The organism is Paenibacillus mellifer, from assembly GCF_023195895.1.
Lineage (GTDB): Bacteria > Bacillota > Bacilli > Paenibacillales > Paenibacillaceae > Fontibacillus > Fontibacillus mellifer.
On the sequence record NZ_JALPRK010000002.1, the window covers coordinates 39,551 to 54,060 of the forward strand.

The following is a 14,510-nucleotide window of genomic DNA, read 5'->3' on the forward strand; positions in this document are numbered from 1 at the left end:
ACGCTTGAACGGCACGGGTTGCCATTAACAGTCCCGCTACGATTTTGGAGGAGAGTGAGCCAGATGCGAGATCCTAGAATTCAGAAACTGGCGGAGAACCTGGTCGGTTATTCCGTTGATGTACAACCGGGAGAGAACGTCCTGGTCGAAATGATCGGCGATGAACGCGATTTGCTAAAAGCCGTGGTGGAAGAGGTAGGAAAGAAGGGCGGAAATGCCTTCGTCGAAATTACCGACCGCACCGTGCAACGTGCCCAGTTGAAATATGCCACCGAAGAAGGCATGAAAACTTGGGCCGAATATGATTTAAAACGGATGCAGATGATGGACTGCTACATCGGCATTCGCGCAGGTTCTAACGTGAATGATATGTCCGATGTTCCTGAGGACAAGATGAAACTGTACAACTCGCTTTATTCCCATCTCGTACATAGTGAACAGCGGGTGAAACGCACGAAATGGGTCGTGCTCCGTTATCCGAATGCCAGCATGGCCCAATTGGCCAACACGAGCACCGAAGCCTTCGAAGATTTCTACTTCGATGTGTGCAACCTGGATTATGCTAAGATGGATCGGGCGCAGGACGCCTTGGCAGACTTAATGAACAAAACGGACAGAGTCCGAATCGTTGCCCCGGGCACGGACCTGAGCTTCTCCATCAAAGACATTCCGGCCATCAAATGTTCCGGCCAGAAGAATATTCCTGACGGCGAGGTCTATACCGCTCCGGTTCGCAATACCGTAAACGGTACGATCAGCTACAATGCGGCTACGCTGTATAACGGGATCACGTTCGAGAACATCAAGTTCCGCTTCGAGAACGGCAAAATCGTCGAAGCGACAAGCAACGATACGAAACGCTTGAATGAAATTCTGGATTCGGACGAAGGAGCCAGATATATCGGAGAGTTTGCGATTGGCTTCAATCCGTATATCCTGCATCCGATGAAGGACATTTTGTTCGACGAGAAGATCGCCGGCAGCCTGCACTTCACACCAGGGCAAGCGTATGAGGAAGCCGATAACGGTAACCGTTCTTCGATCCACTGGGACCTTGTGTTGATTCAGCGTCCGGATTACGGCGGCGGAGAAATCTATTTCGACGACGTGCTGATCCGCAAAGACGGGATTTTCGTGATTCCTGAGCTTGCGGGATTGAATCCGGAAAACTTGAAATAAGAAGAAATTTCCTTGCGAGGAAAGCGGATTCAATGTATGATTAAAGTATGTAATTTCCAAAGTTAAAGACGGAGGGATCCCTATGGCCACGAACAATGAAGCGGTAGTCGAAATTGCCCAAACAGCCGGCAAATACACTTCTTCCATTGTGCTCCAAGCGGACAACAAGTACATCGATGTAAAAAGTATCCTCGGCCTCTTCACCACACTCGTAAACACGAAGAGCTATGAGCTTCACGTCCATGGACCGGATGCGGAAGAAGCAAAGAAAGCCGTAACCGAAGTGTTCGCCAAGCACGGTTTGGATGTTAAAGTCGTCGCTGAATAACGAATCGAAAGAAACGCTCCCGCTTAAGGCGGGGGCGTTTTTTAAATGCATACAAACGGCGGCGTTTGGCGGTTTCAAGTGATGAGCTTAATTTGAGGAGGTTCTTGTATTGGCCTTCAATTTCGTCTAATATTAAGATTAGAGCAGAATGGTAGGCGATTTTGGACATAGGGGGGAAGAAGCATGACTTCATCTGAGTTGCAGGAGCAGCTTAACCTGAAAGCACTTAATCTTCTGAAAGAAGATGCTGATAAAATTGAGAAGTTAATCGAAGTACAGATGGAGAACTTGGCCACACGTTACTGCCCTCTCTATGAGGAAGTGCTGGATACCCAGATGTATGGATTCTCTAGGCAAGTGGATTACGCGATTCGCGTCGGACTTATTCAAGAAACGATAGGTAAGCAAATCATCAGCAGATTGGAACGGAATTTGGCTACGTTATATGAAGCCATGAACAATAAACAATAGTAAACGTTTCTGTTGCCGCTAAATGATACAAGCGTATGTTTTCGGAAGCTCCGAAAGCATACGCTTGTTTTGTTTCCGGGTGGGTTATACCAGGTAAAACGAGACGCCAAGAATGGCATAAACCGCGAGCAGCAGCAAACCCTCATACCAGTTTGTTTGCCCGTCCTGCGTAATGGACTTGGCGATAAACACGGAAACACCAATGGCGGCCAGTTCAATCACGGTAAAGACAATATCCATCGGTTTACCGAACAGGTGGCTGACGAAGATCAGCACCGGAGCAACGAATAAGGCGATTTGCAAGCTGGAGCCTACGGCGATTTCCACGGCCGCCCCGATTTTGTTCTTCATCGCCAGCATAATGGCCGCGCTGTGTTCGGCGGCATTACCGACGATGGCAACAACAAAAGCCCCGACGAATAGCTCGCTCAGCCCGAATTCAGCGGTAAGCGTGTCAAGCGTATGTACAAGCCATTCACTGACGAACGCAACCATCACGGTAGCGATCACCAGATAGAGGATCGATTGCCCCTTTGACCAAGCCGGAGCATGTTCATGCGGCAACTCTTCGGCGTCCTTCTCACTGATGTCGGCAAGGTAGTTCTTGTGCGTGACCATAGAGAAGATCAGCCATAGGATATAAGCGACGATCAGAATCCCGGCGACGACCAGACTAAGCGTGGAGCGGTCATCCTCATGCAGGACATGAGTTTGCAGGAAAATCGCCGGGACGAACAAGGCGATAATCGCTACGATCATCAGCGAGCCGTTCATGCCAGCCAGGGCGACGTTGTATTTCTGCACCTTAAACTTCAGCCCCCCGGCAAACAAGCTTAACCCGAGAACGAGCAATAGGTTCCCGATAATGGACCCAGTAATACTGGCCTTCACCATATCGAATAACCCTTCCCGGACGAGCATGATGGCGATAATTAATTCGGCGGCGTTACCGAAGGTAGCGTTGAGGAAGCCGCCTAGCCGTTGCCCCGCGTAATGCGCAACGCTTTCCGTCGCCCGGCCGAGAAAGCCAGCCACCAGAACGACGGCAATCGCGGAGATGAAAAATTCCAAAGTTGCGGACCAATGCGCGTAATGCCCGATGGCACTAAGTGCAAAGAAAATCAGCAACAATGCGGGTGAGATATACTTTTTCATGGAACACCTCGTGTTAGTCATTTTTTGGCAAAAGCCGAATGTAACAATTTTACTCAAAAATAAGCTGAAGGTCTACATTTGCTTTAAATCGACTTCCGATTTACAATGAAACTAATGAGGTTGAAGGAGGAATGACCATGACCGAACAACTGCAGTTGGATAATGGGCTGATTCGGATTTCAGACGATGTCGTTGCGAAAATCGCCGGAATGGCCGCTCTGGAGACACCGGGGATTGCCGCGATGTCGGGCGGGCTCTCCGAAGGTTGGGCGAAGCGGTTAAGCGGCAAAAATGTGCAAAAGGGCGTGACGGTCGAAGTCGGTCAATTGGAGGCGGCGATCTACTTGCGGATCATCGTGTTGTATGAAACGCCGATCCACGAGGTTTGCCGGATGCTTCAACAAAATGTTCGAGAAGCGGTAGAGAGCATGACGGGGCTTAAAATTGTAGAAGTGAACGTGAAAGTCGAGGGCGTCGCGTTTAAGGACGATGAGATCTAACAGATCCATCCTTGACCTTCTGCAGCATATAGAGTTTCGCTTTCGGCCTCGAATGACCGGATTGCTGGCTTAAGCAACAAACACAAAGAAGACTACGGAGCGATTGCTGCCGTAGTCTTCTTTGTGTTTGGATTATAGCCCACGCCGGGCTTGGCTGCGCATTTCGAACGGTGTCGATTCGCGGATTACCACGGACTTGGTGCGTTCCTGCTTCACCGGTAGAGACGATTCGCGCGATATGCTGAGCACGATCCCCATCGACACCATTGTGACGAGCAGCGAAGAGCCGCCGTAACTGATGAAGGGCAAGGTGACACCGGTCACCGGGATGGTGTTGGTAACGCCGCCGATGTTGACGAACGCTTGAATCGCGATCAATCCCATGATGCCAACCCCGGCCAGCGTGCCGAACGTGCTTTGGCAGCGAAGGGATACCAACAGCCCACGCCAGATGAAGTAAATATAGAACAGTAAGAAAATGAGGGTGCCTATAAAACCGAATTCTTCACCGATGACGGAGAAAATAAAGTCATTATACGCATTCGGCAAATAGTGCAGTTTCTGAATCCCTTGTCCGAATCCGGTGCCGGTCAGTCCGCCATGGCCGATTGCAGTGAGCGATTGGATCAGATTGTAGCCGGTCCCTTGCGTATCATGCCAAGGATCCAGGAAGGCCTCGATCCGGCCCATTCGATAATCTCCGCCCGCAGCGAGGGTAGGATCGGGTGGATTGATCTTGTCCCACAGCGCTCCGACGCCAAGCACAATGCTTGCCCCAAAAACGAGCAGCGCAATCGATCCGAGAATATGCTTCAAATTGGCACCGCCGGCGAAAATAATGAGCCCTGCGGTTGCGACGAGAATCAGACAGGAGCCAAGGTCTGGCTGGAGCATGATCAAGCCGGCGACGAAGCCGACGATCACCATGACCGGGATATACCCGGTTCTTAAATCCCGAAACCGTTCGCCTTTCTTGGAAATGAGGGCCGATAGGTATAAAATCGTCGTAATTTTGGCCAACTCGGTCGGTTGAATCCCCAGCGTGCCGATGGTGAACCAGCTGGTCGCACCGTTAATCCGGCCGCCGATGAAGGGGACGAGCAACAGCATGATGATGGCCAGAATGAAAATGGGTATAAACAGCTTCTTATATTTCTCGTAAGGGATATTCATCGTCACGAACATGCCGACCAGACCGATCAGACCAAATATGATTTGCCGTTTGGTGAAATACATCGGGTCATAACCGAAATTTTCGTTGACCAGCGTGATGCTGGAGCTGGAGCTGAATACCATGACGATTCCGAAACCGACCATCAGTAAGGTCAAGATGAGCAATTGAAAATCGGGGGCTCCGCGTCTTGGTTTCTCTGTGCCTTCTTTCATCGCCGTGTCCGCTTAGGCCTCGAGAAGTTCCTTTAATTCCGTCAATTTATGATTGGCGGTCTTCATGACCATTGCGGGAATCTCCGATTCATACTCTAATCCATGCGGAAAAGTGGCCCGCCCCATATAGACCGCTTCGATCGCCAGTACCGTGTCCGGACGTTCTAGTTTGCCTTCTACTGCCCGCGTGTTGATACGGAGGTAGTAGTCGCTGTTATTGTATTCGATTTTAAAATCGTATGTAGCGCGATAGTATTCCCACTGCCAGCGTACGAAGCCTACCTTCTCAGCCGCTTCATCCAAGTATGCCAAATCGCTTTGCAGTCCGTCCAATCCGGTATTTTCTACGATCATTGTAAAGAGTGCCCCCTTAAAAATATTGGTCCAAAAGTTCGCTGATTAAATTGTGAACTTTCATCAAATTTATCACACTTATCCTCATGATATTATGTTTCCATCGGTTGTGCAAGCATAGGAAAACCTCGCAAATCGGCGATTTCTTGCAAGGTTGATCTGAACGGCGAACCCGTTTTCTGCTACAATAAGCTAAATGAGATCGTGGAACAAAAGAGGAGTGGGATGATGGAGGAGAAGCGGTTGAGCGATTTGTTTCCATCCATGGTGGAGCGGCGGCGGCATTTACACCGCCATCCGGAGCTTTCCTTCATGGAGAAAGAGACTTCGGCGCAGATCGCCGGAATCTTGCGGGAGCTGGGTATTGAAACGGTTGTCAACGTTGGCGGGTTTGGTCTTGTTGCCAACATCCGTGGAGAGCTACCCGGCAAGACGGTGGCACTACGGGCCGACATGGACGCACTGCCGATTCAGGACGAGAAATCCTGCGAGTATGCCTCTTTGCATCCCGGTGTGATGCACGCCTGCGGTCATGACGGCCATACGGCCACGCTGTTGGCGCTGGCTGAATACTATAGCCGCGGCAAAGCGAAGCTGCGCGGGGAAATTCGGCTAATCTTCCAACCGGCGGAAGAGGTATGCCCGGGCGGGGCGAAATCGATGATCGAGGAAGGAGCGTTGGACGGGGTAGACGTCATTTACGGAGTGCACCTGTGGACGCCCATTCCCGTCGGCACCGTAGCAAGCGCCCCGGGACCGCTGATGGCCTCCACCGATGAGTTTTTCATCGATGTGCAAGGGCGCGGCGGACACGGCGGCATGCCGCATAAAACGGTCGACAGTGTTCTGGCCGCTTCGGCGCTGGTGCTTCAACTGCAAAGCGTGGTGAGCCGGTCGGTGGATCCGCTGGATCCAGCTGTTGTAACAATAGGCTCTATCCAGGGCGGCACGGCGCAGAACATCATCGCGGACCGCTGCAGACTGTCGGGTACGGTCCGTTGCTTCCGTGAGGAGACGAGAGAGTTGATTCGTGAACGGATCCATACCTTGGCCATCAGTACGGCGGAGGCATATGGCGCAGAGGCAAAAATCAACTATATGATGGGTTACCCGAGCCTGGTGAACAATGAAGGCGAGTATCGCCGATTCATGAATGTAGCCCCGGGCGTATTCGGACTACGGGCCGAGTTGTCGCCAAAGATTATGCCGGCGGAGGATTTTGCCTACTATTTACAGCAGGTGCCGGGTTGCTTCATGTTCGTTGGGGCCGGAAACCCCGATAAAGCCGCGATATACCCACATCACCACCCGAAATTCGATATCGATGAGGACGCGATGCTGCATGCGGCGGGGCTGCTGGCCGCCATGGCGGAAGCCTATCAGAACGAACACGCATAAACCGATTCCTTCTTTGGAACGCTATGTTCAAAGGAGGGATTTATGTGAGAAAAGTTAGTGAGATCATGACCGATGACGTTGTGACCGTGACGCCGCAGGATAATGTATATGAAGTGGCAGTTAAAATGAAAGAAAACGATACGGGGTTTATTCCGGTTGTCGAAGGCGGGGATAAGCTGATCGGCGTGATCACCGACCGGGATTTGGTCATTCGCGGAATCGCTGAGAAGCGCCCCGGCTCAACGGCGGTCGATGAAGTAATGACGAAGGGGATCAAAACCGCTTCCCGCGACATGTCGGTGGACGAGGCGGCTGAACTGATGGCCCAGCAGCAAATCCGTCGTCTCCCGGTATGTGAAGGCGATCGCTTGATTGGGATCGTGTCCATCGGCGATTTGGCTGTTCGTAATGTATTTGCCGACAATGCGGGAGAAGCTTTGTCCGAAATCTCGGAGCAGGTTCATTAAGAAGGAAACAAGCGGGAGAGGTCCGCGGCTGCGGCGGCGGACTTCTCTTTTTGCTGGCTGCGGCTAACGTAAAGACTTTGAGGAGGAGGGCAAACCGATGCAAGAAACGGGTGCATGTATCGTTCAAAGGGATTTGACGGTGCTGCTGGAGAAGGAGCATCCCGGCTTCGAAACGGCGCGGGAACAATTGTCCCATTACGCCGAGTTGGTGAAGAGCCCGGCTTTATATCATACATATCGCATAACTCCACTTACTTTGTGGCACGCCGCTTCCTGCGGAATGGATGCGGAACGGGTACTGGATGAACTCACATTCATGGCTAGATACGGGCTGCCGAGCGGTACGGCTGAAGATATCCGCCGGTGGATGGGCCGGTATGGGCAATTCAAGCTGCGTCCGATTCCCGGAGAGCCGGACAGGCTGGAACTGGAGTATGATGCTGCGGGTGAAGCCGGCATTCTCGAGGAGATAACCAAACAAATAGCTTTACCGGCAGGAACATGGAGCCTGTTGGACGAGCGCCATCTCCATTTGTCGGCCGCTTGCCGCGGCTTCTTAAAACAAGAGCTCGCCCGGCTTGGGTTTCCCGTGCTCGACGAAGCAGGGTACCACCAGGGTCGTACCCTTGAGTTCGTCCTCCGGAAAGAGCTGGACGGGGGGCGTCCGTTCCGGCTTCGACCTTACCAGCAGGAAGCCGTCGCTGCGTTTACTGGCAAAGCAGGCGACGGCGGCAGCGGAGTGGTGGTGCTCCCCTGCGGTGCAGGCAAAACGGTGGTTGGTCTGGCGGCAATGGAACGATTTCAATGCGAGACGCTGATCTTGACTTCCAATGTAACTTCAGTGCGCCAATGGATTGCCGAGCTAAATTTCAAGACAACGCTGCCTGCAAAGGCCATCGGGGAGTATTCGGGCGAGAAGAAACAAGTGAAGCCGGTTACCGTTTCTACGTATCAAATATTAACGCACCGATCGCGGAAAGAGGAAGGCTTCAAGCATATGTCATTATTTAATGAGCGCGATTGGGGACTGATTATATATGATGAAGTGCATTTGCTTCCGGCACCGATCTTTCGTGCGACAGCCGACATCCAAGCGACGAGACGCCTAGGCTTAACCGCCACGTTGATTCGAGAGGACGGCTGCGAGCGGGATGTTTTCTCCCTGATCGGGCCCAAGCGGCATGATGTTCCGTGGAGAACACTGGAAGAGAGCGGTTTTATCGCACAAGTGGATTGCCAGGAGATTCGGGTGGCGATGCCTGAACCCCAACAGGATAAATACGTTCAGGCCGAAGGCCGGGAGAAGTTTCGCATCGCGGCGGAAAATCCATACAAAAACGAAATCGTACGGCGACTTCTGGATCGGCACCGGGATCGTCAGGTATTGATTATCGGGCAGTATTTGGACCAGTTGCAGAGCATGGCAAGGGATCTTCAGGTCCCGCTCATTACCGGAAGTACGCCCCAGGCGGAGCGGGGGGAATTGTTCCAAGCGTTCCGCGATGGGGAACTGCCGGTATTGGTGGTCTCGAAGGTCGCCAATTTCGCGGTGGATCTGCCGGATGCGTCGGTGGCGATTCAAATTTCCGGCAGCTTTGGTTCACGCCAGGAGGAGGCCCAACGCCTCGGCCGGATCTTGCGTCCGAAGCGTGATGGCGGACGAGCTTACTTCTATACACTCGTTTCGGAGAACACCCGGGAGCAAGAGTTTGCTTTGCGGCGTCAGTTGTTTTTGCTGGAACAGGGTTATGAATATGCGGTGCAGCGAGATCGAGAGGGGGCTGAAGCATGAGCAGGGGATCAGGAATGCCGGCTTATGAAGGCGATCACCCTCTACCTATGGACAGATTGCCCAAGCACTCGTTCGATGAGGCCGAATTACAGGCGCTTCAACTCCTGTTCCGCCGTTATGCCGGGCAGCCATTTAGGCTGGAACAAGTCGACGCCGCCGCGGTCGGAGACGTCAGCGGAGCCGATATTCGTGCGGTACTGCCGACGTTGCTGCGCTCCGGAGCCCTTGCCGCGGTGCGTAAAGCTTGGGGGGAGAAGTTGTATTACCTGCCGCTAAACCGGCAGATGGGGGTGTGGAGCGCATGGGGGTATACGGAGCTTCGGGAGCAGAACCCGGCGCAGATCAAACTGCAACGGGAGGCGAAACCGGGTCTGGCAATGGATTTATTCCGCGCCTTGACCTTGATTGCCGGCAGTGGGTTACGGATGACGGCAAAAGGGACGATTCACCAGAAGGAACGCGGTAAGTTGGAGGCGCGGATCGCGCTGAAAGCGGAGGACGTTGCTAAACTGCAGCTGAGTTACCCGCATCCGGATGTTTATTCTCCTGCGATTGCCGTCGTGCTGGATTTGCTGCTGTCGCTGGGATTGATCGCCAAGGAGCAGACGGTTTGGCGGGTTCATCCCCCTCGATTGGCGGAGTGGTTATCCTTGGACTTGTCGGCCATGAACTTCGCCTTGTTATGCGAAATGCTGCAGCGTTATGTCCCGGCAGACGCCGGGTTACAGCATGTGGCTCTACGAATGACGGCGGCGGATCTGCGAACCGGCGTTTGGTATTCGCTCGAGGAATTGCTCGGCTCACTCCAAGACCAAGGGCTGCTGCCGTCGGACGGCGATCCATCCAATGAGCGCGAAGCCTGGATTGAAGGTTGGCTGGACATCCTTTGCGCCTGCGGCTGGTTGGAGCTGGGCAACCATCCCGAGGACGGTGCGATGTTCCGTTGGCTGATTGAGCGGGAGCCTGGCTCATCGATGGCTTCCCAAGCTTCTGCCGGCAAACTGATCGTTCAGCCCGATTTTGAGCTGCTAGTTCCGCCGGATGTACCGTTTACAGTCCGTTTCGAGTTGGAGGCCTGCGCTGAGTTGGCTTCATCCGGGGTAATGAGCGTCTACCGCCTGACTCGTGCGGGACTGGAGCAGGCTTGCCGCCTGGGACGCACGCCGCAGGATATCCTGCGGCTGTTTGAGGCGCATTCCGCCGGCATACCGGAGCCTGTTCGCGAAGCGCTCCTGCAGTGGGGACGAGAAATTGGCCGGACCACGCTGGTTGAGGCAAAGCTGCTTAGTTGTGCCGACGCAGAAGCCGCTGATCGTATTAACGGCATACCGCTACTGGCCGGCAAGCTGGAGCGGATTGGCCCGCTACATTTTCTCGTTAATTCAGACGGTGAGGCGGATGTGCTCAAGATCTTGGACGGAGAGCGTTTGGCCCCCGTCAATCGGGTTGCGAATAGTCCGGACGAACCGATATATCCGAAGCTGATGGAATTTGCGCATTCTGAGGGTGAGGAACGAACCTCCAAGGAAAGCCAAGGATGGATTTACAAAGGGGCGGATCTGCATTTTTATGAGCCGGATGTTCATCCGCCTGACTTTGAGGAGTTGTTCCCGGGATGGTCTGAAATTCCTGCCATGTGGCGGAAGGAGTTACGGCGGTATCACGTCTCGACGGCTCGGGAGCTGGTGGAACGCGCCTTAGCCTGGCACACCAAGCTCATGCTGCAAATGGACGGAGAGTCCGTTCATTGCTTGCCACTTGCAGTGGAAGGGGATGCGGATTGGCGAGTGAAGGTACGGCTGCTTCCTTCTTCTGGAGAGCCGGGGGAGGAAACCGTGCTCTCCCCCGGGGATTGGCAGGCGATTCGTCTCATTCTCCCTGCAAGTTTACGCTAAACGGGAGATTAGGAAGGATGAACCTCTTCTGCTCGCTAAAGGATTGTGGTATGATAATGTCGTCTACCTCAGGGTGGAACATTTCACATAAAAGCGAGATGAGAATTCATGAGCGTAATCGCAAAGAACACGGTCGATATGGCCGAAGTGCTGACAAACGCCTATGAATTGGGCGATATGATAAATCAATCCGCCGCTGTTTCCGAATACTTGTGTTGGAAGCAACGCGTGGAGGAGGATAGCGAAATTCAGGCATGGGTCAAGAAATTGGAGGCTCAGAAGGAGTTGTTCCGGGAGACCGAGCGTTTCGGCCACTTCCATCCCAACTATCACGAAGCCAAGGATAAAGTGGCGGAGGTTGAGCGGGAATTGGAGCAATTCGAGGCGGTCCGTAAATTCAAAGCGGCCGAAAATGAGCTGGACGATATTCTTCACCAAATGTCGGAAATGATCGCTTTCGCGGTTTCCGATTCGATCAAGGTGCCAAGCAATGATCCGAATCCAACAGGCGGGTGCGGCAGCGGAGGAAGTTGCGGCTGCGGCTAATGCCAATAGGCAGCCGAGAATTCCGGAAGAAGCGCCAGAGCCGCTGACTTTCCGGGATTTTCAATAGTTAAGGAACGGGAGGGGAAGGTCATGTTTCCGGAGCGTACAGGCTATATCATTTGGGTCAGCGACCTAAAAGCGGCAAGAAACTTGGATAAATACGGAAGCGTGCATTATTTGTCCCGCCGGATGCATTACGTGGTGATGTATGTGAATGCCGATCGGGCGGAGGATACGATGCGTAACATTCGCAAGCTTTCCTACGTTCGCAAGATTGAGAGGTCTTACCGTGGGGAGATCAAAACGGAATACAGCAAAGACGTCCCGGACAAAACCCGCTTCTACGGACTGTAAACAAACAGGGAACATCTCAAGCAACCGGAGCGTCAGCGCCGCGCAACGAATTTATTCGTGGCGCGGTTTTTTTGTGCGTAAATTACGGGTAGGACGGATGGCCTGTTCCTTTTTATGGGTCTAAAGTTCTAAAAACCTCCTTTTTCATGGAAAATTCGTGTAATGACCTTGTAGAAAAATAGGGATTGATGTAATATAATAGGCGAAAGTACTTAGTTAAAAAGACCCAGTTCATTCGTTTTCTATTTTTATAGACCTATTTAATGCGAGGTGCGGCATGAGAGACCGGGCAACGGAACGCTGGAGAACCTATGAATCCTTCCATATTGCGCTAGGGGACAAGAGAGTTGCCGATATCGTAGTGACGAATCATGCCAAGCTCAGATATCAGGACAGAATCGACCGAGACAATATCGGGTTTGAGCAGATTGCCGGATGGGCCTGGGAATGTTTGAAGCAAGGACGGATTACGCCGTATTATCGGAAGGAAGAGGACGTCTATCTCATTGATGACGATCTTGTGATGGTCGCTGAATTTGCGGAAATTCCGGGAGAATTTGATCTTGCCGGACGTCCGATGCACCGTATGATCATTGTGACCTTCCTGGGACGGATGTCGGAGACCATTGAATTACGTGATTTGAAATCCTATTATTCCTGGTTGCGCCATTCCCGGCGGATGACGTTGATGAAGAACAGCCGTAAGCGCCGATAGGTTGCGGTGGAGTAGATGATGATGAAATGGAATGAAGCATGCCGGTGAGGGCATGCTTTTTTTGTTAGCCCGGGCATGCTATTGTAAGGGAAAGAAAGAGAAAGGGGAGTGCCGGACGATGGCGCTGAACTACCACCAGCTCCATATTTTCTATACGGTGGCGCAACGGGGCAGCTTCTCAGCAGCCGCTCAGGCGCTGCATATGACGCAGCCTGCGGTCACGATGCAAATCCAATCACTGGAAGACTATTTCGGCACAAAACTGTTGGTTCGGTCCACGAAAAAGATCGACCTAACCGAAGCCGGGCAAACCCTGCTTCCGTTCGCTCGCCAAAGCGTGGAATTGATTCGCGAAACAGAACAGGCGATGTCTCGGCACACGTCTATGCTGGAGGGGCGGCTGCAACTCGGCTCCAGCTTGACCATCGGGGAATACGTTCTACCCCGGCTGCTTGGGCCGTTCGGGCAGCGGTATCCGCATATCTCGATCGTCATGAAGGTGATCAATACGACGCAGATTATCGAAGAGATCATGAACCATCAGCTTAATTTTGGATTGGTCGAAGCGCCGGTACAACACCCGGACATGGTCTCCGAACCCGTCATGGAGGATGAACTCAAGCTGATCGTTCCCGCCGGTCACCCGTTGTCGGGGAGGAAATCCGTCACGGTGGAGGAAGCGGTTCATTACCCCTTTGTGCTGCGGGAGAAAGGCTCCGGCACCCGTCAAGTGATGGAGGATGAAATGCGGAGACGGGGGGTTGATATCAGCCAAATCCGCACCGTGATGGAACTCGGCAGCACCGGAGCGGTAAAATCGGCGGTGGAAGCCGGAATCGGGATCACGATTATTTCGCCTTCTTCCGTTAAGCATGAGCAGGCGCTGGGGCTGTTGGATGTATTGGATATCGAAGGGCTTTCGTTCAAACGGATGTTTTATTCCATTCATTTGAAATCGACGCTGCTGCCGGTTCCTGCAGTGACGTTCTTGACATTCTTGCGAGAATACCCGCAATCGACATAAAGGCACAGCTTACCTTAAGGATGGGATGATCATGGAAAAGCAGACGACAAGGGAAAGTTACGACCTACATACGCACACGCAAGCTTCGGATGGGATGAATAAGCCGGCGGAAAATGTGAGGCTGGCCAAGGAGAAAGGGCTAACGGGCTTGGCCATCACGGATCACGATACCGTCGCCGGGATCGCGGAGGCGCAGTTGGCCGGAAAGGAGCTTGGCGTGGACGTTGTCCCCGGCATCGAGATCAGCACTCGCGCCGGGGGCAGAGACATCCACGTACTGGGGTACTTCCTGGATCTCGAAGATGAACGGCTACTTGAGCGTCTGGCTCGGCTTCGGTCGGTTCGGGAGGAACGAAATGGGCTGATCATCGCCAAGCTGCAGCAATTAGGCCTTGCGATTACGTTGGAGGAAGTGAAGGCCGGGCTGACCCGGCCGCTCCGTCCGGATGAAAGCCTGGGCCGGCCTCATATCGCCGATGTCCTTGTTCGCAAGGGCTATGTGTCTGACATGCGCGAAGCCTTTGACCGGTATTTGGCCGAAGGCAAACCGGGATATGCCTCGCTGCCGCGCATCGCTCCAGAGGAAGCGATCGCGTGGATCCGCGAGGCGGGTGGCTCTCCGGTGCTGGCTCACCCCGGGCTGTACGGCGACGATGAGTTGGTACGGTCGATCCTGGAGCACGGGAAGCCGGACGGGATCGAAGTGTACCACTCCGACCACGGTCCGGAAGAGGAGCTCCGTTATGCTGCGATGGCTGAGCAGTATGGGCTCATCGTCACCGGGGGGTCCGATTACCACGGCGTACGGCAGGGCGTCGTATTCCACGGCGAATTGGGCGGACGCACGGCGCCGCCGGGGACGTTGGAACGGCTGAAGCAGGCGGCGTCAGCCGCACGGATAGAAGAGAACTGAAAAAACGGTACTTCAAAGGGGTTATGATCTGTG

16 protein-coding genes are annotated in these 14,510 nt (G+C 53.3%); 13 read left to right on the forward strand and 3 right to left on the reverse strand.

Features of this window, described 5'->3' with window-relative positions:
• The first annotated feature begins 63 nt into the window (after positions 1 to 63).
• The 3 genes from M0651_RS02875 (at position 64) to M0651_RS02885 (ending at position 1,978) form a co-directional block, all read left to right on the forward strand.
• Entirely contained in the window at positions 64 to 1,179 is a 1,116-nt protein-coding gene (locus M0651_RS02875; protein WP_248550350.1) for an aminopeptidase, read from the forward strand.
• An 82-nt stretch (positions 1,180 to 1,261) separates the two neighbouring features.
• Positions 1,262 to 1,507, forward strand: coding sequence for an HPr family phosphocarrier protein (locus M0651_RS02880; protein ID WP_248550351.1), 246 nt, complete (start codon positions 1,262 to 1,264; stop codon positions 1,505 to 1,507).
• Positions 1,508 to 1,690: 183 nt separating this feature from the next.
• Positions 1,691 to 1,978 (forward strand): Fpa/YlaN family protein, encoded by a 288-nt coding sequence (locus M0651_RS02885; protein WP_248550352.1) that lies wholly within the window; start codon positions 1,691 to 1,693, stop codon positions 1,976 to 1,978.
• An 84-nt stretch (positions 1,979 to 2,062) separates the two neighbouring features.
• Here M0651_RS02885 and cax read toward each other — a convergent pair whose 3' ends face one another.
• Positions 2,063 to 3,133 (reverse strand): calcium/proton exchanger, encoded by a 1,071-nt coding sequence (gene cax / locus M0651_RS02890; RefSeq protein WP_248550353.1) that lies wholly within the window; start codon positions 3,131 to 3,133, stop codon positions 2,063 to 2,065.
• Positions 3,134 to 3,270: 137 nt separating this feature from the next.
• On the opposite strand from cax, the gene M0651_RS02895 reads away from it, so the two are divergent.
• Complete coding sequence (locus tag M0651_RS02895; RefSeq protein WP_248550354.1) at positions 3,271 to 3,633, forward strand: Asp23/Gls24 family envelope stress response protein; 363 nt, start codon at positions 3,271 to 3,273, stop codon at positions 3,631 to 3,633.
• 132 nt (positions 3,634 to 3,765) lie between these two features.
• Here M0651_RS02895 and ftsW read toward each other — a convergent pair whose 3' ends face one another.
• Together ftsW and M0651_RS02905 are read right to left on the reverse strand one after the other, a co-directional pair.
• Entirely contained in the window at positions 3,766 to 5,019 is a 1,254-nt protein-coding gene (gene ftsW, locus M0651_RS02900) for a putative lipid II flippase FtsW (RefSeq protein ID WP_248550355.1), read from the reverse strand.
• A gap of 12 nt (positions 5,020 to 5,031) precedes the next feature.
• A complete protein-coding gene (locus M0651_RS02905; protein ID WP_155605549.1) occupies positions 5,032 to 5,373 on the reverse strand; it encodes a YugN family protein in 342 nt (113 codons plus the stop codon).
• 228 nt (positions 5,374 to 5,601) lie between these two features.
• On the opposite strand from M0651_RS02905, the gene M0651_RS02910 reads away from it, so the two are divergent.
• From M0651_RS02910 to M0651_RS02950, 9 genes are all read left to right on the forward strand, one after another.
• Entirely contained in the window at positions 5,602 to 6,771 is a 1,170-nt protein-coding gene (locus M0651_RS02910; protein WP_248550609.1) for a M20 family metallopeptidase, read from the forward strand.
• Between the two features lie 44 nt (positions 6,772 to 6,815).
• The gene (locus M0651_RS02915; RefSeq protein ID WP_248550356.1) at positions 6,816 to 7,238 is read left to right on the forward strand and encodes a CBS domain-containing protein; all 423 of its coding nucleotides are present in this window, start codon (positions 6,816 to 6,818) and stop codon (positions 7,236 to 7,238) included.
• 97 nt (positions 7,239 to 7,335) lie between these two features.
• Positions 7,336 to 9,030 (forward strand): DNA repair helicase XPB, encoded by a 1,695-nt coding sequence (locus tag M0651_RS02920; RefSeq protein WP_248550357.1) that lies wholly within the window; start codon positions 7,336 to 7,338, stop codon positions 9,028 to 9,030.
• A complete protein-coding gene (locus M0651_RS02925; protein ID WP_248550358.1) occupies positions 9,027 to 10,925 on the forward strand; it encodes a helicase-associated domain-containing protein in 1,899 nt (632 codons plus the stop codon). The genes M0651_RS02920 and M0651_RS02925 overlap by 4 nt, the downstream gene beginning before the upstream one ends.
• A 108-nt stretch (positions 10,926 to 11,033) precedes the next feature.
• On the forward strand, positions 11,034 to 11,471 hold the full coding sequence (locus tag M0651_RS02930; protein ID WP_248550359.1) for a YlbF/YmcA family competence regulator: 438 nt from the start codon (positions 11,034 to 11,036) through the stop codon (positions 11,469 to 11,471).
• 90 nt (positions 11,472 to 11,561) lie between these two features.
• Entirely contained in the window at positions 11,562 to 11,825 is a 264-nt protein-coding gene (locus tag M0651_RS02935) for a YlbG family protein (protein WP_248550360.1), read from the forward strand.
• 277 nt (positions 11,826 to 12,102) lie between these two features.
• Positions 12,103 to 12,540 carry a hypothetical protein gene (locus M0651_RS02940; protein ID WP_178022872.1) on the forward strand — a complete coding sequence of 146 codons (438 nt, stop codon included), beginning with the start codon at positions 12,103 to 12,105 and terminating at the stop codon, positions 12,538 to 12,540.
• Positions 12,541 to 12,658: 118 nt separating this feature from the next.
• Positions 12,659 to 13,564, forward strand: coding sequence for a selenium metabolism-associated LysR family transcriptional regulator (locus tag M0651_RS02945; RefSeq protein WP_248550361.1), 906 nt, complete (start codon positions 12,659 to 12,661; stop codon positions 13,562 to 13,564).
• Between the two features lie 31 nt (positions 13,565 to 13,595).
• Positions 13,596 to 14,477, forward strand: coding sequence for a PHP domain-containing protein (locus tag M0651_RS02950; protein WP_248550362.1), 882 nt, complete (start codon positions 13,596 to 13,598; stop codon positions 14,475 to 14,477).
• Positions 14,478 to 14,510 lie beyond the last annotated feature (33 nt).

What these genes read in the sequence shown, in the direction of transcription:
- M0651_RS02875 (WP_248550350.1), top strand. Translation starts at nt 64, where the DNA reads ATGCGAGATCCTAGAATTCAGAAACTGGCGGAGAACCTGGTCGGTTAT.
- M0651_RS02880 (WP_248550351.1), top strand. Translation starts at nt 1,262, where the DNA reads ATGGCCACGAACAATGAAGCGGTAGTCGAAATTGCCCAAACAGCCGGC.
- M0651_RS02885 (WP_248550352.1), top strand. Translation starts at nt 1,691, where the DNA reads ATGACTTCATCTGAGTTGCAGGAGCAGCTTAACCTGAAAGCACTTAAT.
- cax (WP_248550353.1), bottom strand. Translation starts at nt 3,133, where the DNA reads ATGAAAAAGTATATCTCACCCGCATTGTTGCTGATTTTCTTTGCACTT.
- M0651_RS02895 (WP_248550354.1), top strand. Translation starts at nt 3,271, where the DNA reads ATGACCGAACAACTGCAGTTGGATAATGGGCTGATTCGGATTTCAGAC.
- ftsW (WP_248550355.1), bottom strand. Translation starts at nt 5,019, where the DNA reads ATGAAAGAAGGCACAGAGAAACCAAGACGCGGAGCCCCCGATTTTCAA.
- M0651_RS02905 (WP_155605549.1), bottom strand. Translation starts at nt 5,373, where the DNA reads ATGATCGTAGAAAATACCGGATTGGACGGACTGCAAAGCGATTTGGCA.
- M0651_RS02910 (WP_248550609.1), top strand. Translation starts at nt 5,602, where the DNA reads ATGGAGGAGAAGCGGTTGAGCGATTTGTTTCCATCCATGGTGGAGCGG.
- M0651_RS02920 (WP_248550357.1), top strand. Translation starts at nt 7,336, where the DNA reads ATGCAAGAAACGGGTGCATGTATCGTTCAAAGGGATTTGACGGTGCTG.
- M0651_RS02925 (WP_248550358.1), top strand. Translation starts at nt 9,027, where the DNA reads ATGAGCAGGGGATCAGGAATGCCGGCTTATGAAGGCGATCACCCTCTA.
- M0651_RS02930 (WP_248550359.1), top strand. Translation starts at nt 11,034, where the DNA reads ATGAGCGTAATCGCAAAGAACACGGTCGATATGGCCGAAGTGCTGACA.
- M0651_RS02935 (WP_248550360.1), top strand. Translation starts at nt 11,562, where the DNA reads ATGTTTCCGGAGCGTACAGGCTATATCATTTGGGTCAGCGACCTAAAA.
- M0651_RS02940 (WP_178022872.1), top strand. Translation starts at nt 12,103, where the DNA reads ATGAGAGACCGGGCAACGGAACGCTGGAGAACCTATGAATCCTTCCAT.
- M0651_RS02945 (WP_248550361.1), top strand. Translation starts at nt 12,659, where the DNA reads ATGGCGCTGAACTACCACCAGCTCCATATTTTCTATACGGTGGCGCAA.
- M0651_RS02950 (WP_248550362.1), top strand. Translation starts at nt 13,596, where the DNA reads ATGGAAAAGCAGACGACAAGGGAAAGTTACGACCTACATACGCACACG.